18 protein-coding genes are annotated in these 19520 nt (G+C 52.0%); 10 read left to right on the top strand and 8 right to left on the bottom strand.

What is annotated here, in order from left to right:
- Nucleotides 1–4 precede the first annotated feature (4 nt).
- Nucleotides 5–1195, bottom strand: a complete 1191-nt coding sequence (gene fabV / locus C162_RS11080; RefSeq protein ID WP_036694367.1) for an enoyl-ACP reductase FabV — start codon at nt 1193–1195, stop codon at nt 5–7.
- A 102-nt stretch (nt 1196–1297) separates the two neighbouring features.
- Between fabV and C162_RS11075 the strand changes: the two genes are divergently transcribed.
- From C162_RS11075 to C162_RS11065, 3 genes are all read left to right on the top strand, one after another.
- The gene (locus C162_RS11075) at nt 1298–1843 is read left to right on the top strand and encodes an HXXEE domain-containing protein (protein WP_036694366.1); all 546 of its coding nucleotides are present in this window, start codon (nt 1298–1300) and stop codon (nt 1841–1843) included.
- Nucleotides 1844–1969: 126 nt separating this feature from the next.
- Nucleotides 1970–3040 carry an ABC transporter ATP-binding protein gene (locus tag C162_RS11070; RefSeq protein ID WP_036694365.1) on the top strand — a complete coding sequence of 357 codons (1071 nt, stop codon included), beginning with the start codon at nt 1970–1972 and terminating at the stop codon, nt 3038–3040.
- Nucleotides 3041–3214: 174 nt separating this feature from the next.
- Nucleotides 3215–4648, top strand: a complete 1434-nt coding sequence (locus C162_RS11065; RefSeq protein WP_036694364.1) for a glycoside hydrolase family 43 protein — start codon at nt 3215–3217, stop codon at nt 4646–4648.
- A gap of 116 nt (nt 4649–4764) precedes the next feature.
- On the opposite strand, the gene fabF is transcribed toward C162_RS11065, so the two are convergent.
- A complete protein-coding gene (fabF, locus tag C162_RS11060) occupies nt 4765–6003 on the bottom strand; it encodes a beta-ketoacyl-ACP synthase II (RefSeq protein WP_036694363.1) in 1239 nt (412 codons plus the stop codon).
- A gap of 132 nt (nt 6004–6135) precedes the next feature.
- On the opposite strand from fabF, the gene C162_RS11055 reads away from it, so the two are divergent.
- On the top strand, nt 6136–6978 hold the full coding sequence (locus C162_RS11055; protein WP_036694362.1) for a helix-turn-helix transcriptional regulator: 843 nt from the start codon (nt 6136–6138) through the stop codon (nt 6976–6978).
- Between the two features lie 125 nt (nt 6979–7103).
- The gene (locus C162_RS11050) at nt 7104–8210 is read left to right on the top strand and encodes a citrate synthase/methylcitrate synthase (protein ID WP_036694361.1); all 1107 of its coding nucleotides are present in this window, start codon (nt 7104–7106) and stop codon (nt 8208–8210) included.
- A gap of 114 nt (nt 8211–8324) precedes the next feature.
- Here C162_RS11050 and C162_RS11045 read toward each other — a convergent pair whose 3' ends face one another.
- Nucleotides 8325–8612: a hypothetical protein gene (locus tag C162_RS11045; protein ID WP_036694360.1), complete on the bottom strand. Its 288-nt coding sequence runs from the start codon at nt 8610–8612 to the stop codon at nt 8325–8327.
- A gap of 175 nt (nt 8613–8787) precedes the next feature.
- Between C162_RS11045 and C162_RS11040 the strand changes: the two genes are divergently transcribed.
- Entirely contained in the window at nt 8788–9555 is a 768-nt protein-coding gene (locus C162_RS11040) for an exodeoxyribonuclease III (protein WP_036694359.1), read from the top strand.
- A gap of 197 nt (nt 9556–9752) precedes the next feature.
- On the opposite strand, the gene C162_RS11035 is transcribed toward C162_RS11040, so the two are convergent.
- Nucleotides 9753–11258, bottom strand: a complete 1506-nt coding sequence (locus tag C162_RS11035) for an amidase family protein (RefSeq protein WP_036694357.1) — start codon at nt 11256–11258, stop codon at nt 9753–9755.
- 15 nt (nt 11259–11273) lie between these two features.
- Nucleotides 11274–12419: a VanZ family protein gene (locus C162_RS11030; protein WP_036694355.1), complete on the bottom strand. Its 1146-nt coding sequence runs from the start codon at nt 12417–12419 to the stop codon at nt 11274–11276.
- A 155-nt stretch (nt 12420–12574) separates the two neighbouring features.
- On the opposite strand from C162_RS11030, the gene C162_RS11025 reads away from it, so the two are divergent.
- The 4 genes from C162_RS11025 to C162_RS11010 all read left to right on the top strand — a co-directional run bounded on the left by C162_RS11025 (nt 12575) and on the right by C162_RS11010 (nt 16314).
- Complete coding sequence (locus C162_RS11025) at nt 12575–12922, top strand: hypothetical protein (RefSeq protein ID WP_036694354.1); 348 nt, start codon at nt 12575–12577, stop codon at nt 12920–12922.
- A gap of 137 nt (nt 12923–13059) precedes the next feature.
- Nucleotides 13060–14292 carry an aminopeptidase gene (locus C162_RS11020; RefSeq protein ID WP_036694352.1) on the top strand — a complete coding sequence of 411 codons (1233 nt, stop codon included), beginning with the start codon at nt 13060–13062 and terminating at the stop codon, nt 14290–14292.
- Between the two features lie 362 nt (nt 14293–14654).
- Nucleotides 14655–15191, top strand: a complete 537-nt coding sequence (locus C162_RS11015; RefSeq protein WP_051493393.1) for a sigma-70 family RNA polymerase sigma factor — start codon at nt 14655–14657, stop codon at nt 15189–15191.
- On the top strand, nt 15181–16314 hold the full coding sequence (locus C162_RS11010; RefSeq protein WP_036694351.1) for a DUF4179 domain-containing protein: 1134 nt from the start codon (nt 15181–15183) through the stop codon (nt 16312–16314). The genes C162_RS11015 and C162_RS11010 overlap by 11 nt, the downstream gene beginning before the upstream one ends.
- Before the next feature lie 76 nt (nt 16315–16390).
- Here C162_RS11010 and C162_RS11005 read toward each other — a convergent pair whose 3' ends face one another.
- The 3 genes from C162_RS11005 to C162_RS10995 all read right to left on the bottom strand — a co-directional run bounded on the left by C162_RS11005 (nt 16391) and on the right by C162_RS10995 (nt 19416).
- Nucleotides 16391–16939, bottom strand: coding sequence for a hypothetical protein (locus C162_RS11005; RefSeq protein ID WP_036694559.1), 549 nt, complete (start codon nt 16937–16939; stop codon nt 16391–16393).
- Between the two features lie 166 nt (nt 16940–17105).
- On the bottom strand, nt 17106–18407 hold the full coding sequence (locus tag C162_RS11000; RefSeq protein WP_036694350.1) for a DUF5050 domain-containing protein: 1302 nt from the start codon (nt 18405–18407) through the stop codon (nt 17106–17108).
- A 160-nt stretch (nt 18408–18567) separates the two neighbouring features.
- The gene (locus C162_RS10995; protein WP_051493392.1) at nt 18568–19416 is read right to left on the bottom strand and encodes an ornithine carbamoyltransferase; all 849 of its coding nucleotides are present in this window, start codon (nt 19414–19416) and stop codon (nt 18568–18570) included.
- Between the last annotated feature and the right edge of the window lie 104 nt (nt 19417–19520).

The following is a 19520-nucleotide window of genomic DNA, read 5'->3' as shown; positions in this document are numbered from 1 at the left end:
ATCCTCAGTAACTGTTGCGGATGGTAACTACCGGATTGATATCAGCTTCATAGTCAACGCCGCCGGATTCGAAGCCGAACAACTGGAAGAACTCGCGTCTGTAACCGGCCAGATCGGAATATTCGTAGACATTCTCCGTGCGTAGCATGGGCCATATCCGGTCCACTTCTGTCTGCACGGCATGGCTCATCTCATGGTCATCTATCCGGATACGCCCTTGTGTATCTAACGGAGTCCCTTCCGGGTTGTACAGGAAACCGGTATACAGCCGGTAGGCTTGCTCAATGCAGCCTTCGTGCACTCCCTGTTCTTTCATGACCTTGTAGAGGACTGAGATGTATAGCGGAACTACAGGAAGCGCCGAGCTGGACTGGGTCACCAGACCCTTGCTGACTGCTACATAAGCGCGGCCGCCCGTTCGTGATAATTCTGCATTCAGCTGCAAGGCTGTGGCTTCCAGATGATCTTTAGCCCGGCCAATCGTGCCGTCGCGGTAGATAGCCTGTGTTATCTCTGGACCTACATAGGAGAAGGCGAGGGTAACCGCATCTGCTGCCAGAACGCCGGACTCCCGGAGCGCTTCAATCCATAGCTGCCAGTCCTCCCCGCCCATCACATGAACTGTATCATCGATTTCAGCTTCGATAGCTGGTTCAATCTGTACGGTACTTAGTTCTCCGGTATGGAAATTGACCGTTGTATTGGTATAAGGGTTGACGATGGGCTTCAGCACAGATTGATGAACTTCTCCGGTCTGCGGGTCTGTTCTGCGCGCCGAGGCTACACTGTAGATGACCAGGTCAACCTGTCCAAGCTCGCTGTGGATCAACTCGATGGTCCGTTCTTTCGTCTCAGCGGTAAAAGCGTCCCCGCACACGCTATAAGAGCGCAGGCCCGCTGTGTGGGCCATTTCCTCAAACGCTGCGGAATTATACCAGCCTGCGGAAGCAGTCCGGGTCTCGCTGGCTGTACTCGGCCTATAGACACCTACAGTGGCTGCTCCTGCACCGAAGGCTGCTGCAATTCGTGCGGCAAGCCCATAACCGGTTGAAGCGCCGATAACGAGCACATTGCGGGGACCGGCAAACCTTCCTTGGTTCTTTACATAGGTCACTTGCTCCTGTACCTGCTGTGCACAGCCTGCCGGGTGGGCAGTCGTGCAGATGAACCCGCGGGTTCTCGGTTTTATGATCATTTGAGTAGTTACCTCGCTTTCATCGGTGTTTGGTGGTTGCAGGGATTGCTGAAATAAACATACCAGATGACGACTTTCTTTGGCAAAGGGAGGGATGTAAGGATGATGAGCTTTCTTCAATTACATATTGACCTAACAAGCTTGCTATGGCTGCTGCCTGTCTGCTTTATGTTTCATGATTTTGAAGAAATTCTTACAGTTGAGGCATGGGGAAAGAAGCGCGGACAGTCTGTTACCTCATCAGTTTCCCCCGCTTTGCGAAAGCGTATTGCGCCAATGATGGGCGTAACCACCAGGAATTTTGCTATGGATGTGCTCTTCGTGTATATTCTCATAGTAGGGGTAACCTTCGTTGCGGTATTTTTAGAGTTCTACTGGCCCTACTTAGCAGTCCTCGCTGTGTTTCTGCTGCATGTCTTCACACATTTGGCACAAACTATTGTTCTGAAGCTGTACACCCCGGGTGTAGTGACAGCGGTGCTTATAGCATTTCCGTATTCTTTGTATGCTTTTTACCGCCTGCTGCATGATGGTGTTGTTAGTGAAGCTGACATGGGGTGGTCACTGCTGCTCATGTTGATTCTAACACCGCCGCTTGTATGGGGGTTGATGAAGAAGAGGACAAGGCATAAGCAGAGCCAGGAATGATGATTGTTGACGGTGACGTTTTCAGAAAAATCTTGACGTAAGCCCCTAAAGATAGATAAAATAATAGTATTGCGTGTTTTTTGGAATCACTATCATAACTTGAAAAGAAACAGAGAGGGTGACAGGATGGAGCGCCTTTTAGAGGTAAAAGACCTGGCTATATCATTCAGAACACGCGGAGGAGAAGTTCAAGCAATCCGTGGTGTCAGCTTTCATGTAAATAAAGGGGAGACACTGGCGATTGTTGGCGAATCCGGTTCCGGTAAGAGCGTAACCTCGCAAGCCGTCATGAAGCTGGTTCCTCAGCCTGCGGGCGAATATAAGCGTGGACAGATTCTGTTCGATGGACAAGATCTGATCGGCAAGAATGAGAAGCAGATGCAAAAAATCCGCGGCAAAGAAATCGGAATGATCTTCCAGGATCCGATGACTTCACTCAACCCGATGATGAAGGTTGGCCGGCAGATTACGGAAGTGCTGTTCAAGCACGAGAAGATCACGAAGGATGCTGCCTACAAACGTGGTGTTGAATTGCTTAATCTGGTAGGGATTCCGTCACCGGAACGCCGTTTCCAGCAGTATCCGCATGAATTCAGCGGCGGGATGCGCCAACGTGTTGTAATTGCTATGGCACTGGCTGCTAACCCTAAGCTCCTGATTGCCGATGAACCGACAACCGCGCTTGACGTAACTATTCAGGCACAGATCCTTGATCTGATGAAGGACCTGCAGAAGAAGATTGATACAGCGATCATTTTCATCACCCATGACCTTGGGGTTGTGGCGAGAATGGCTGATCGTGTAGCTGTTATGTATGCCGGTCAGATCGTTGAAATGGGTACCGCAGAAGAGATCTTCTACGATCCAAGACATCCGTACACATGGGGCCTGCTGGCTTCCATGCCAAGTCTGGAGAGCAAAGGCTCGATGCTTACAGCTATCCCGGGCACACCTCCCGACCTGATTAAGCCTCCTAAGGGAGATGCCTTTGCCCTGCGCAGCACGTATGCAATGGCAATCGACATGGAGAAGGAACCGCCAATGTACAAGGTATCGGACTCCCACCTTGTGAAGTCCTGGCTGATGCATCCGATGGCACCAGCGGTAGAGCCGCCGGATGTCGTGAAGAAGCAGCGTCGAGTGTTGAGCAATGCTTATCCAGAGCCAGTACTTGTCGGCAATAGCAGCGATTACTAAGTTTAAATGATTAGATTAGCGTCAGGCCTTCATGGGCCTGGCGTTTTTTTGTGGTTATGGGAGATTATATTTCATATAAACCTAAAACAAAACTAACTAATATAAATAAAAGTATTGACTAAATCTTATTTGGGCAGCAAAATGTAAGGGTATACATAGGGAGGTAATGATGAGATGAGAAAAAGATCCTTAACGGCATTGATATCCTTATCTCTGCTGTCGGCATGCAGTGGAGGGAATCCGGAAGGGCCGCCGGAGTTCGGGAATGTATCTGTACACGATCCCTCTGTGATTAAGGTGGAGGATACGTATTACGTGTTCGGTTCGCATCTGGCCTCGGCCAAATCCAAGGACCTGATGTCGTGGACGCAGATTTCTTCCGGCGTGACGGATGATAACGTACTGATACCGAATGTAACGGAGGAGCTTAGCGAGACGCTTAGCTGGGCCCAGTCGGATACGCTGTGGGCACCGGATGTCATTCAATTGGCCGACGGCAAGTTCTACATGTATTACGATGCCTGTAAGGGGGATTCTCCGCTGTCCGCGCTTGGCATTGCTGTAGCCGATGAGATAGAAGGTCCTTACAAGAATAAAGGCATTATTCTGAAGTCGGGAATGTCCGGCATCGGGGATGATGGAGAGGTCTACGATTCCACGGAGAAGCCGAATGTGGTGGACCCTGATGTGTTTTGGGATAAGGAAGGCAAGCTGTGGATGGTCTACGGCTCCTACTCCGGTGGTATCTTCATCTTGGAGCTTAACCCGGCTACGGGCTTCCCGCTGGAGGGCCAGGGCTACGGCAAGAAGCTGCTAGGAGGGAATCATGCGCGGATTGAAGGGCCGTATATGCTATACAGCCCGGAGACCGGCTATTACTACCTGTTCCTCTCCTACGGCGGGCTTGATGCGAATGGCGGTTATAATATCCGTGTCGCCCGTTCCAAGCATCCGGCTGGCCCGTTCGAGGACTCGGAAGGCAAGGCTATGCTGGACGCGCAAGGGACGCCTGGGGTATTGTTCGATGATCCGGCCTACGCACCTTACGGCGTGAAGCTGATGGGGAATCATGAATTTGTGAATACAGCTGAAGAAGCCGCCGGATCAGGTACAGGCTATGTCTCCCCGGGACATAATTCGGCGTACTATGATGAGAAGAGCGGGCAGTATTATCTGATCTTCCACACGCGGTTCCCGGGTCTCGGGGAGCAGCATGAGGTTCGGGTTCACCAGATGTTCATGAATGAAGCAGGCTGGCCAGTTGTCGCACCCCACCGTTACGGCGGCGAGAAGATAGGCAATTACACGGCCAAGGAGGTAACGGGTGCCTACAAGCTGGTGAACCACGGCAAGGAGATTACGGCTGAGCTGGCGGAGTCGCAGTTGGTGGAGCTGAACACAGACGGCACGATAAGCGGGGCAGTAACAGGTACATGGGCCTTGAGCAATGATCATATGGCGAAGCTGACCATAGAGGGTGTAGAGTATAGCGGGGTGTTCCTGCGGGAATGGAATGAAGCGGCCTCAAGCGAGGTAATGACCTTCACGGTACTTTCAGCGGAAGGCGTTGCAGTCTGGGGAAGCCATGTGTCACCGGAGAAAAAGTAACCTGATCCTGCGGGCATTCAAGTCATAGCCGACATCATACACTTAACCATTACAAACAGCGGGTCTCCCTTAGAATGGGTGATCCGCTGTTTGCTGTTCATAGGCATTAGCTGCGATTACGCTTCATACTTGCGCAGAACGATTACAGCATTGTGGCCGCCGAAGCCAAAGGAATTGGAAATCCCTATCTTCAGGTCCGCTTGACGGGCTACGTTAGGGACATAATCCAGATCGCAGGATTCGTCCGGCTGCTCCAGATTAATTGTTGGCGGGATCAGCCCTTCCTGCAGGCTAAGCAGCAGGGCAATGGCTTCCAGACCACCGGCTGCGCCAAGGGCATGACCGGTCATCGATTTGTTCGCCGTGACCGGAATCCGGTAGGCCTGCTCGCCGAATAGCTTCTTAATCGCCAGGGTCTCCGAAAGGTCTCCGACCATCGTGCTGGTCGCGTGTGCGCTAATGACATCTACCTCCCCGGGACTGATGCCAGCCTCGCTGAGTGCCAGCTTCATTGCCTGGTAGGCTCCTATCCCCTCAGGATGAGTGGCTACCATATGATAAGCATCCGAGCTGGCGCCATATCCGGTGACCTCGCCATAGATGACGGCATCTCTGCGCAGGGCATGGGAGAGGGACTCCAGGATGACAATAGCTCCGCCCTCCGCGATGACAAACCCGTCCCTGTTCCGGTCAAAAGGCCGGCTGGCCCCCTGCGGGTCCCCGTTCCGGGTAGACAAGGCGGTCGCATTGCCGAAGCTGGCCAGGGCAATCTCGGTCACCGCCGCTTCCGCACCTCCGGCGATGATCACATCGGCCCCGCCGTAACGGATCAGGCGGAAGGCTTCGCCAATAGCCGTATTCCCGATGGAACAGGCGGTCACCGGCGAGAGTGTCGGCCCCTGTGCCCCGAGCTTGATGCTGATCATCGCTGCCGCCATGTTGGAGATCAGCATCGGGATCAGGGTAGGGCTTACGCGCTCCGGTCCCCGGGACCGCAGCAGCTCACCCTGGTCCATTAACGTCTGGATACCGCCTACGCCGGAGCCTACATAGACGCCCAGCCGCTCCCTGTCCAGCTGCTCAAGCCGGAGACCGGAGTGCGCCCAGGCCTCCTCTGCAGCGGCAAGCGCGAACTGGCTGAACCGGTCCATCCGCCGGGCTTCCTTGCGGCCGAATCTGGCATCCGGGTCGAAGGCCTGCACCGAGCCGGCAATCTTGGTTTTGAAATGGGTGGTATCAAAAGAATCAATCAGCCTAATCCCCGATTCTCCTGCCGTAAGGCGGCTCCAAAACTGCTCCACAGTATTGCCAAGCGGGGAGATGACACCCATTCCTGTAATTACGACACGTTCCATCTGCTATTCCTCCTGTTATTCTGAATAAGCTTATTTTTTCATGTTGCTTATCCTATTACAAGTTGTAGTTTATACTAGTATAATTACTACTACACTAACAGGCAGACGAACTGTATGACAGGAGGAAGCATGATGTCCAATCAGAACAGGCTTCAAGCATTATCGGAATTCCTGAAAGCAAGACGCGCGGCCATTACCCCGGCATCAGCGGGGCTCCCGGAGGGCACCAGGAGGCGGACGCCCGGGCTCCGGCGCGAGGAAGTGGCGCAGCTCTCCGGAGTAAGCAGCACCTGGTATACCTGGCTGGAGCAGGGGCGTGATATTAAGGTATCTCCATCCGTTCTTGATTGTATTGCCGCAGCACTTCAGCTGACGAAGGATGAGCGGAGTTACTTGTTCGCTCTGGCGCTGGAGAACGGACCGGGAGTAGCAGACTATACCCAAGAAGAGCCTTCGGTGATTCATCCGTCCCTGCAGAAGATATTGCAGGAGCTGAAGACCTGCCCGACAATCATCTCGGACCGGCACTGCGGCATTGTCGGCTGGAATGAGGCAGCGGCGCATGTGTTTCTTGATTTCGCCAAGCTGGCTCCGCAGCAGCGCAATATGATCTCACTGCTGTTCGAGCGCAAGGAGTTCAGGCGGCTGGCGGTGAATTGGGAGCAGTTCGTCCGGGGTTACTTATCGATTTTCCGAGCCTATTACGGGCAATACCTGGAGGACCGCTGGTACGATGAATTCATCGCGGAGATGAAGGAACGGCATCCGGAATTCTATCATTTATGGGAAGAGAGCCGGGTCAGCTCCGCACCGGATGTTGTACTCGAATTCCGGCATGCCAAAGCCGGAAAAATGCTGTTCCATCTTACCTCCCTCCAAGTGCAAGGTGCAGCGGATCTGCGCTGCAGCATCTACACGCCAGCGGGTGAATCGGGTACAGAAGCCAAACTGAAGCAGCTCATGGAGCTTAAGTGAGGTAGGTGATAGATTTTTCTTATGGATTCATAAAAAACTATAAATATGCAATATAGATTTTGCAGTTTATACTCCTAATATGATGAATTTCTTCCTGCGGGGATCGGAAAAGGGGTAAAGATATAATGGCTAAAGTAACGGGATTAGAAGGCGTAGTTGCCGGAGAGACAGCAATTGGATTAGTAGATGGAGAGAAAGGGTATCTGGTATACCGCGGATATTGGGCCAAAGAGCTTGCGGTGAGCAAGAGCTATGAGGAAGCCGCTTATTTGCTCTGGAATGGACACCTGCCTGATGCGGAGGAGCTGGCGCAGCTCAAGGCGCAAATGGCAGTGGAGAGGGCGATTCCTGAATATCTCTGCAAGATGCTTGATCTGTATCCGGCTTCTGTCCCGCTGATGCTGGTATTACAAAGTGCAGTGGCTGCGCTTGGGGATGAGGAGAACGCTACCTGGCCGCCCACACTGAAGCAGGCCGTGCGGCTGACGGCAATGCTTCCGGCGATCATAGCTTACAGGTACCGCAGCCTTCAGGGCTTGCCGCCGCTGAAATCGCTTCCTGAGCTTGGCCATGCCGCGAATTATCTGTATCTGCTCACAGGCAAGCTGCCGGAGGAGGCTCATGTGCGGGCGATCAACGCCTATATGATCCTTTGCATGGAGCATGGCATGAATGCCTCGACCTTCGCCGGGCGGGTGGTGCTGTCCACGGAATCGGATCTATGTGCGGCTGTAGCCGGATCAATCGGGGCCATGAAGGGTCCACTGCATGGCGGTGCGCCGTTTGAAGTGATATCGATGCTGGAGGAGATTGGGACGAAGGAACGCGCAGAGCCTTGGCTGAGAGGGAAGCTTGAGGCAGGGGAGAAGCTGATGGGCTTCGGGCACCGGATCTACAAGACTAAGGACCCGCGGGCTGAAGCGCTGCAGATTGCGACGCTTACGATGATTGGCAAGGACGCCTACTTTGATCTTGCGCTTCATGTGGAGGCTACAGCGGTTGCGCTGCTGGAGGAATACAAGCCGGGCCGCCGCCTGTTCACCAATGTTGAGTTCTATGCTGCGGCTATTTTGAAGGCGCTGAAGCTGGCGCCGGAGATCTTCACGCCTACATTCACGGCGGGAAGAATTGTCGGCTGGACGGCCCATTTACTGGAGCAGTCAGCCCATAACCGGATTTTCCGGCCACAATCTACTTATATCGGACCTATGCCAGAATCAGAGACAGTATGATAGCAACTGCTTCTCTATTGAACATGCAAAAGCACCCCCGGCCGTCTACCAGCCGGAGATGCTTAACAAGGGAATGTTAATGAGAGAGTATGAGGGGGATACTCTTACATTAGATTAGAAATCAGAGGTTGCCACTTCGATTGTGCCGAAGACTGCACCGGCAGCTGTGCTCAGAAGTCCTGCGACCAGCAGGGCATGAACGGATAAAGTGAGACTGTTAAATGCAGGGATCAAATAAGTGACCACTGGAGCGTTGACGCGGTAAATAACGAGATCCACAGGAAACCCGGAATTGTTGTTTACCGTCACAGCCGCGTTGATGCCACCTGCCAGATTTTCATAGTAAGATTTACCTACAGAAGCGGGCAGATTGAAGAATTGTTGCGGTAATAAGATAGCCATTGTAATGTCCTCCTTTTCCTTGTGATAGGATAGTATATTCGGCAAAACTATGATTGCTGTAACGTATGCCATGGGAGATTCACACATTTCAATAGGATACCTTCAGGTTCATAGAGACCCCGAATCTATGGTACACTGGATGTAATCTAGTGACTGGTAAGGGGAAATGACAACGATGAAGCTGGTGTCCTGGAATGTGAACGGTCTGAGAGCTTGTGTGAATAAAGGGTTTAACGAGTATTTCCGGGAGGTTGACGCAGATATCTTCTGTGTACAGGAGACGAAGCTCCAGGAGGGGCAGATTGTTCTGGATCATGGGGAGGAATATGCCGGGTACTGGAACTATGCACTCAAAAAAGGATATTCGGGTACGGCTGTATTTACCAGAATCAAGCCGCTATCCGTACGATATGGACTGGAGCAGGAGACGGAGGATGAGGGGCGGATTATCACCCTGGAATTCATGGATTTCTATCTAGTGAATGTGTATACGCCGAATGCCAAGCGCGATCTGTCGAGGCTGGACTACCGGATGGAGTGGGAGGACCGGTTCCGTGCCTATTTGCTGAAGCTGGATGAGCATAAACCGGTTGTCGTGTGCGGGGATCTGAATGTGGCGCATCAGGAGATTGACCTGAAGAATGCGAGATCGAACCGGGGGAATTCAGGCTTCACCGACGAAGAACGCGGCAAAATGACCACGCTGCTCGCAGCCGGCTTCGTGGATACCTTCAGATGGTTCTATCCTGAGCTGGAGGGTGCCTACAGCTGGTGGTCCTACATGCCTAAGGTTAGAGAGAAGAACGTGGGCTGGCGGATCGATTATTTTCTCGCTTCAGAGCGCTTAACCCCGCGTCTGCTGGACGCCGGAATTGAATGTAATGTTCTTGGCAGCGATCATTGCCCGGTGGTCCTCCATCTGGCGGATGCGGCGGAAGCATAGACAGAGTGTATATCTGTGATACAAGTGGAAACGGCTTTGCCGTCCTTTTTAAAGGACGGTATCGTTTCAGCGAGAAATATAAGGATAAGTTATTGCGTGAAACATATAAATTCTTATATTTTAAAAAGAGGCTGTATCCCGGAGTTCGGGATACGGCCTCTTTCAGTTGTAACGCGGTTGAGGGGCGGTTTGCCCGGTTATTCTGACGAGGTGCCTGGCTCCAGCACCGGCGGCCGCCGGTGCTTCGTGGCTTGTTCGTAACTATAAGCAATCCCTAGCAGCATAGTTTCACTATGGGCTGAAGCACAGAAGGTGATACCCTGCGGTCCCTTGGTAAGATAGCCGCCTGGTGCAACAATACCCGAGTAGGTGTACCCGGCAGGAACTGTAATCAGCGGATAACCCGCTCTCGCCGCTACTTCACATCCGTGATCTCCAGGGAACAGGAGCGCATCCAGACCGTAATGCTCCAGGGCATAATCGATTCCCTGACTACCGGCTAGTGAACGGGAAGAATGCAGCTGCTCCAGATATTCCTGCTCTGTAATATCATCCCCGGAGGTGTTCAGCCATTCCAGTGTTCCCTGGCCGTATTTCAGTGCCTGTTCGCTATGCTGCTGATTGAAATCTATCAGCTCCTGCAGGGAATGCACAGGAGCGGATTCCGGCAGGCTTCCCAGATAGCGGTTCAATCCAGGCTTGAATTCATATTGCAGAATCGTAGCCTTCCATTCCGCATCCTGACAGGGGAGCTCTACGGGGTCAATAATTTCTGCCCCCAGCTCTCTCAGGACCAATATGGCAGATTCCATAATCTTAAGAGCTTCACTATCCAGATCTTTATAATAGAATCGCGGAATTCCGATTCGCGTGTTTCTTACCGCATCCGGCTCCAGACCTGTCGAATAATCCAGTATAACAGAGGAAGAAGAGTCAGCATTCCCGGCCAATACATTAAGCAGGAGTGCAGCGTCTTTGACCGTTCTGGCCATTGGACCGGCGCTGTCCTGGCTGCCGATTCCCGGTATAATGCCCTGGTTGCTGACCAGTCCCCAGGTAGGCTTAAGGCCGACCAGGGAGTTATGGGCCGCCGGACTGATGATGGAGCCGGAGGTCTCCGTACCTACGGCGACGGTGACAAGGTTAGCGGCAACTGCCGCCGCACTTCCCGAACTTGATCCGCCAATGAACAGCTCCCCCGGGCCGTAAGGGCCCAGTACAAGACCACCGCGCGAGCTGTATCCGGCCCACATCGCCGGCGACATGAAGTTGGCCCATTCGGTCATATTGGCTTTGCCCAGTATCACTGCCCCGGCTGTCCTTAGCCGAGTGATAAGCTCAGCATCTTCTGCTGCTATGCACTCTGCAAGCGCCAAGGCTCCTGCACTGGTGTGCAGCTGATCTGCTGTACTGATGTTATCTTTGACCAGGACTGGAATGCCGTGCATCGGTCCCCTGCTACCCTGATCCCTTCGTTCCTGATCGAGCCTTGCAGCAATCGCAAGAGCCTCTGGATTCACCTCCAATACGGAGCGGAGGAGACCATCTAACCGGTTGATTCTTTCCAAATACCAGCCTGCCAGCATCTCGGAGGTTAGGCTTCCTTGTGCCATTTGCTCCTGAATGCTGGTGATGTCTGCTTCTATTAACCAATCATGCTCATCTGGCGCAGATGAGATAAGGGTGGAATCGTTCTTATACATTAGAGTGTTGCACCTCTATTCATTGTTTACTGTCTTATTTAGGGTCTCGCTTGCCGCTGCCTGATGCCGTTTCGGCCATGTGATTACATTGTGGGTTCTGCTAATCTCTTCATAGATGAGCGGACGCTCACGCTTAATCAACCGCAGCACCAGATGGATGAAGAAGGCCAAATCAGCCAATAGGATGACTATTTTCACTACAGTAGCCAGCGCTGTGCCGATAGAGATGAAGAAGGAGGAGTCAGGCATAAGGGAATTCATTCCGCCTAAGACGCCATAGAGTAATCCATATCGTGCCCATACCCTCCAGGGTCTGGCTAGGCCGCCGTCTTCACTCCTTAGCCGGATACGTACAACCCATTTGCCGAAGGTGCGTCCGCCTGTGAACAGAGGAATGCTCAGGAAATACACCATACTAACTGCCCACCACGAAATACTCAGAGAGAGCAAATTAAGAAGGATGGTTACCGCGAGCAGCAGGATAGAATCCAGCAGGAAAGCAAGGGCGCGGCGGGTGTAGGTCACTTTTTTGGCGGAAAGGTCCTCTTGGCTGTCAAGCTTCTCAATCCTCGGCAGCAGGCCGGAGATCCATAGGGATATCTTGAAGCCCACAATGCCGCCCAGCGTATTCGTGATCATGTCATCGACATCGAAGATCCGGTAAGGATGATCGAAGAAGCCGTAAATGCCGGTAATCTGTGTAATCTCGAACAACAGCGACAGCGCAAAGGACAGGATAATGCACACCACCCAGCGCGTGCGGAAGTAGTAGCCCAGGAACATACCGAAGGGTACGGTCAGTAGAACATTGAAGGCTGCCAGCAGAAAATCCGCTCCGGTCAGCACATTAAGGTAGCTGGAAGGGTCGCTGCGCGTAATTGGCGTATTGTGCAGAATATCCTGGATGAACTGTAGCGGTACAAGCTGGATCATACTCCCGGAGGGGGCTGCATTGTGCCTGGAATCAGGCAAGGGCAGAAGGACCAGGAAGAACGCATTAAGCAGGTACAGCAGCAGCAGATACAGCATCAAGGCCCGGATTTTATTGATATAGCCGTGCCGGCGGTATTGCACAATCAGGAACGGTAAGGTGAAGAATAGCGCCGCAACCGGAAAGGCCATGAATGCGTAGGAAATCGGGAATAGATAAGTCTGGAACATGGGTTCACCTGCTGTCTGGTTTTTGAAAATACAAGAAGTTATAACTTGTCACATCGACTCCATTATAGAATTAAACATAAACCGTCTCAACAGAATTAATCATTCTAACCGTTCTTTCCTGCATAGACATGTTAGGAGAGGAGCGTGAGCACTGTATGGAAAAGAAGGTTCAACAGTATTATAAGCTCAAGGTGAAGCAGAAGGAGCTGGAAAAGGAGCTGGCCGGACTCCGGCAGGAGATCCTTGCCCACGTTAATGAAGCGGGGCAGACCGAAGCGGTGTTCGGCAGCTACAAGGTCAAGCTGGTCACGCAGAACCGCAAGGAATATGATGACGACAAGCTCTATCAGACCCTGTCCGACCCCGAGCTGTGGAGGCTCCTCTCCCGGGCTGATCCGGCCAAGGTGGCCAGCCTGACGAAGCTGAAAGTGATTGCGGAAGAGAAAATCGCCCATACGTTTGATGTGAAGACCATTCAGTTGCTGCAGGTGGATAAGCAGTAGAGGAAGCGCTGCCGGAAGCGGGAGAAGTTACGCCATGCTCAGCTTCCGGTTGTACATAGATCATAGAGTACGTGCCATCTTCCCGGTCTTCCGCTATACTTATACAGAGACAGAGAAGATATGGAGGAAGAGATGAAATGAAGGATTTTGAGCAGATGCTGGAGAAATACGCAGAGCTGGTAGTCAAGGTCGGTGTGAATGTGCAGCCGGGACAAGTGCTGATGGTTCACGCCCCGCTGGAGACAGCGGAGCTTACCCGGCTGATTGTAGGCAAGGCTTATGACGCTGGAGCGAAATACGTGCTTGTGGACTGGGACGATGAAGCGGTCACACGCATCCGTTACGAGAAGGCTCCTGAGGAATCGTTCGGGTATTATCCGCAGTGGCATGCCGATATGCTGGAGGGATTCGCTGAAGAAGGCGGAGCTATATTACATATAAAAGTGCCGGATCCGGAATTATTCCGCGGGATCGATTCGGCCAAGGTCTCCACTGCCGTTAAAGCGGCTGCGGTTGCGCGCAAGAAGTACCAGGCCTACACCCGGAACAGCAGAATCAGCTGGTCGCTGATTAAGGCGCCGACACGTGCCTGGGCGGACAAGGTGTTCGCCGATCTGCAGGAGGAAGAGCGGATCGATGCGATGTGGGAAGCAGTCTTCCAGATGAACCGTGTGAACAGCGAAGACCCAGTGGCTGCCTGGCGTACTCATATCGGCGAGTTGAAGCAGAGCCAGGACCGTATGAACGAGAGGCGCTACAAAAGCCTGCACTACCGTGCCCCTGGAACGGATCTGCGTGTCGAGCTGCCGGAAGGCCATCTGTGGCGCGGCGGCGGCGGGGAGAATGCGAGTGGCGTTTATTTTGTAGCCAATATGCCTACAGAAGAGATCTACACGATGCCCCACCGCACCGGTGTGAATGGCACCGTCAAGAGTACGCTTCCGCTGAACCTGAACGGGCGGCTCGTCGACGGAATCACACTTACCTTCACAGACGGCAAGGTTACCGCCTATGACGCTGAATCCGGCCGTGAGCATCTGACCTCCCTGCTGGATACGGATGAAGGCGCCTCCTATCTCGGAGAAGTGGCCTTGGTGCCGTATGATTCACCGATCTCCCGGCTGAACAGAGTTTTCTACAACACTGGAATTGACGAGAATGCTTCCTGTCATTTCGCGCTGGGCAGCGCCTATCCGGTGAATATTGAAGGGGGCACCTCCATGACCAGCGAGGAACTGCTATCCAGAGGGGCCAACGTCAGCCTCACACATGTTGATTTCATGGTAGGCTCCGATGCGCTAGATATTGACGGAGAACTGGCTGACGGCACGATTGAGCCGGTGTTCCGTAAGGGGAATTGGGTACTCTAGGTGTAACCTATCTAGAAGTGAAATAATCTCCAGAACAAAATCGTCCTAACCGGATGAATAAGAATACCTTTACACGAGCACAACGTATGCTGTTTTTCACATATTGAGGCCGTGTGCCTGTTTGTGAACACAACATATGCTGTTTTTCACATACAATGAAGCCTGTGCTCGCCAGCACACCTTCTCCTCAGCAGCAAGAAGCTATAGCTTCCGATATTAAGAAAGGCCGCATCATTCCCGGCAGCGGGGATTGCGGCTTTTCTGTTGTTCGTGGAAGATATAAAATAATTGCCGCAGACTAAAACTGTTTGCATAACCTCTCCGTCTAATTCATGTAAAAGGGATGGAGAGGAGAGGGAGAGATGACGATGTCCGGGGCAGAGATGAAGCGGGTAACTGCCGCCGTGCCGCTTGAGGAGACGGATTGGGTCAAAGCGGTGATGGAGCATAGCGACCAGCTATACCATATTGCTTACAGTTATCTGGGCAACCGCAATGACGCACTGGAAGCGCTCCAGGAGACCACCTGCCGGGCCTGGATGAAACGGCGAACCCTGAAGGACCCCAGCGCGTTCAAAACCTGGCTGATCCGTATATTAATCTATGTCTGCATAGACGAGCAGCGCAGAAGAAAAAGGGCAGTCCCTACAGCGGCAGAGAATATGCAGGAGCCGGTTATGCGGACCAGTACGGATGCCATGGAAATGCAGTGGGCGCTCTCGCAGGTGAAGGTGAAATACCGCCATGTGCTGCTGCTCAAATATTATAATGATCTGACCCTGGCCGAGATCGCAGTCCTGCTGGGCAAGCCGGAAGGAACCGTCAAAACCTGGCAGCACAAAGGCCTGAAGCAGCTTAGGGAAATTATGAAGAACCGGGGTGAATGGAATGAACATTAGCAGAGTAGAGCAGGCGATGTTGTCCGATGCGACACGTATCCGTGAGGAGGTAAGGGGGGACTGTGGGGGGAATGAGGTCAGAGCGGCGGTTCAGGCAGGGATCGAGCGCGGACGCCGGAAAAGCTGGCAGGGCAGACTCCGCCAAGTCTCCTTCCTCGGAATAGCCGCAGCCGCAATTGCTGCAGTGATTCTGTTCTTCATCCCGGTCATTCATAATGCAGTACCCCGTGCTGCCGGACCTGCCGGAGAAGTGAATTGGGGCGGGCTGGAGATGTTCAAGCGGCTCTATTCCTTTGATTCAGAAGCGCCTACGCTGGATACGGCTATCCGGCACGGCTACATTCAGGAGATTGATAAAAGTGCAGCCAGCGGGAATTTCCGGATTACTTTGAATGCTGTAACGGCGGATGAGAACACAATCATCTTTTTGTATACAGCCAATGTCGCGGAAGGCCAGGAGATCTATAGTGTTAACAGTGCGATAATTAAGAATCTGTCAACCGGATATGATCTGGAGAACGGGGGCGGGGTTGGTGCCCATGCTAAAAACAATGGCTATGATGATAAGCGTATCTACTACGGAAGAGGTACCATCTACCTGGACCGGAGCAAGCCGTTCCCGGAGAAACTGGAAGCTAATTTCCAGATCTCCTCTATGGACAAGGGGAAAATGAAAGATCTGACGAAAGGTGTAAATGTAGCCGATGTGTATTATTCCCCGAGACTTAAGATCAGCTTCAAGCTGGACCCGAAATTCAAACAGCAACAGACAGTCATTGTCCAGCCGCAGGAAGACTTCATACTGGAGGGCGTTCAAGTGACGCTGGAGCAGGTTGAGCTCTCCCCGTTGATGATCCGTACTGTATTCAAAATCAAGAAGGAGACTGAGATTACGTGGCAGGACCGTCAAAAGGTATTTGGCGCTATACACGGGAATGAAATTCAGTCGAAAACCGGGTACGGAACGACCAAGATATGGTCACCCACAGGCACTGCAACCGATGAAGGCTATGAACGGATCTTCGGAAGCAATCTGCTCGATAAGCCAGAATCGATGAATATGATTATGAAGACAGGGACCGGCAAGAATACCAGAGACATTAACTTGCGCATTCTGCCGTGAACCCTTGTACGCGAAAAAGGCTGACTGTTGGTATATCCGGCGGGTCAGCCTTTTTGCGCTGCGGTCAGAGTGGTTCTCATCCCCCATTATGGAACCTGAAGGCAAGCTTATGGCCGTCAAAAGTCTCCCCGCTGCGCTCCGAATATTGGCCCTGCGTGTAGCGGGAGACCGTCTTGCGCCAAAAGCTCTGGCCGGTGATATTCTTCGCAGCCGGGTTGGTGAACAGCTCCCATTCGCCCCGGAATTGTTCAAACACCAGCACCGCCGCCTGTTCCGCGATTCCCGTCCCTCTGAAGGGCTGCAGCAGAAAGTAGTCGCTCACGAAATAATCGACGCCCTGCGCACAATATGGAGGGGTAGCAATCCGTGCGAAGCCTGCCGGCATCGAATGAGCTTGAATCAGAAAAGAGTACAGAATGCCCGGCTTGTCCCACCAAATATTCTGCACCTCATACTGATCTGCCAGCGTGCGGTATTCGTCCGTGTCCTCAAAGATGCCATGCCGGTTAGGCAGATGCCCCTCCACAAGTCCGTAATGACCTGAAAGATCATGCAGATAGAGCGGTAACATATTTTTGATAATATAGGCTTCATCCGGCCCGGTTAGCTTGATTGATATATTCATTGCCAGCCTGCTTTCTGTAATCATCTATAACGCTTACTCCCACTGTATACCGGAAATGAAGTCTCTTCATAGGCAAGTCTCTGTTATAAACTGAACTTTATCTATTCACATCTTAAAAAAGCCGGAACTTCCGATATCGGAAATTCCGGCTTATTCTCTCTGTATATTACTTCGCGGAGACCAGTGCTAAGTAGCTAACCGGACCAGTGGACAGCTTGATTTTGGTTTTGCCGTCATTGCTGTACCGGTATAGACAGTCGTTATCCAGACCGTTGATATAATACAAGCCGGGAATATTGTCTGTAATTACAGAGTAATCGGATTCTACACCGCTCAATTTAGTCAAGGATAAATCGGCATTCAGCAAGTAAGCATCGGCTGCGGTGAACAATACGGTGGTAAGCGCCGATCCGTTTCTAACCGTTCGGATATCTTGAATATTCGACAACGGCAGCGGCTTGGAGGAGATAATTTTGCCGTTAGCCAGCGTGCTGATGTAGGCTTTGCCTTTGGAATCTGCATAGACCAGCTTATTCGTGGCAATCTCGCTGATGCTGATCACACTGTTCTGGCTTAGCTGCAGGATCTTCCCGTTCTTATCCATCAGGAAGCCTTTGCCGGTATTATAGTCCAGCTCATCGCCGGTGGCGTCTACTTTAATGCCTTTGTTGAACAGAAAATAATGGTCGGACCAGGTACCGGCAATAGCGGCGTTGGATTCCAACGGATTATTGGGATTGGCTGCTTTGGGAGCTCCACCGCTTAGGGGGAGGGTATAGAGCAACATGGAGTTCAAAGAATACTCGGTTTCGGTGGGCTTGTTGTCAATCATAAGGTTAATAGTTGTAGCGTATGGATGATAAAATTTGCTCTTCTGTATAGCTCCACTGGCAATCCACTGAATGACCCCGCTCCCGTCGCGGGACCTCGAAGCAACCCAGGTAGTGTTGTTCTTCAGTGCATTATAGTAGATCCGCCCGCTTAAGACGTCGAAGGTCCGGAAATTCACATCGGCATTGTCTGCTATCAGGGTAAGCTGTGAATCATCGTCAGCGTCGGCCAAGGTACGGTAGATGTGGCCTGTATCATCAAGGAAGTACAGATAGGGACCGTCGAACAGGTAAAAGAGGATGTTCCGGTCCCCGAGGAAGTTAGTAATTAAAGCATCAGGATCGCTGAGGGACAGACGCTGTATCCCCATAGCGCCATCATAGTAAAAATACAGATATTTGCCGGTCGAGTCTAATCCGTTGCCGTCATAGTTCTCTGCGATCTTCTGTGTCTCACTTCCATCTGTCGTTACACGATATAGAACATCGTTAGAGACATAGTACACATATGATTTCGTAGAAGCAGCCGCTGCTGCCGTGTGTGACTGTCTGCCTCCCCCAACTGTACCGAGTGACGCCAGTAGCAGTACAAGCAGAAGGACGCCTGTTTTTCTGGATAGTAAGTGTAAAGCCTTCATAGTAATTCTCTCCTTCAGCCAATGTGATAAACATACGAACAAATACTGTTCTAATAAGATATCGGAGGAATCGGCAGTTTCAAATATACAGCTTAAGCCCTAAAAGGCTTGCACGAAAGAGAAAATGAACCGTTGCACTGGGACTCATGGTCCGGGTGCATCAATGCGATAAGCAATAGATCAGGATGGCTTGCTGAACATAGATCAGACTTTTCTTGAACCCGAATCCGGCAAAATAAGGCGAAGCAATCACCTCTTCACTGACCTCCTCATTGCGGAAGAAGGGAGGACAGGGGTTCAGGAGCGCCCCGGGTCTTGTCTGCTTCATCCGGTCCAGTGTAATCTGATAAGTGCTGATATACTCCGGGGTCAGGAAATCCTTAGGCAATGAATCGGTAAGAATCACATCGCTCTCCGGTAACACGCTGTCCAGGCTCGTATGAAAGGTATAGCCCGGGTGATTGCCGCTGGCCATCTCATGACCTGGCGTGCATACATGATGGAACGAGAGATTCAGGGCTTGCGCCGCCTCCAGCCAAGTTCTTGATATATTGCCGGGCGGTCCAACGAAGGTGTAGGACAACTCCTGGTAGTTGTCCCGGAGGCTGCGCAGAGCATACAGGTCAGCCAGAATCTCACAGGGGTGATTACGTGCAGTCATCGCATTAATAACGGGAACAGAGGCGTAGGCTGACAACTCCTCCAGTTTGCAAAGGTCAGGTGTTCTGGCAATGATGCCATCCCCCCAGTTCTCCAGGTAGCGGACGATATCGCCCGGCCCTTCTTTCTTGTCGAGCGTCTCCGGCGGAAAGGTAATGCAGGCCCCGCCCAGGTCACGGATGCCTTTCTCGAAGCTGACCCGTGTCCGCAGACTGGTCTCCGGGAAGAAGAGAATCATCGTTTTACCTTCGAGCAGCGGTTCTGATTTTCGGAGACGAAGCCGGTCGGTTAATTCAAAGATATCCAGAATCTGCTCTGAAGTAAGCTGGTTGATATTCAAAAAATGCATCGGTGTATCCCCCGGTAGATGAGAAATCAGCAATAAATGCCGGTTGAATAAATATACAATAATCAGGAATAGTATACAACCCATTTAATGTTAAAAAGTATATT

Origin of the sequence: Paenibacillus sp. FSL R7-269 (assembly GCF_000517865.1) — a bacterium.
GTDB lineage: Bacteria > Bacillota > Bacilli > Paenibacillales > Paenibacillaceae > Paenibacillus_AQ.
The sequence above is the reverse complement of the archived record's forward strand: the minus strand, read 5'-3'. Positions and strand labels throughout refer to the sequence as shown.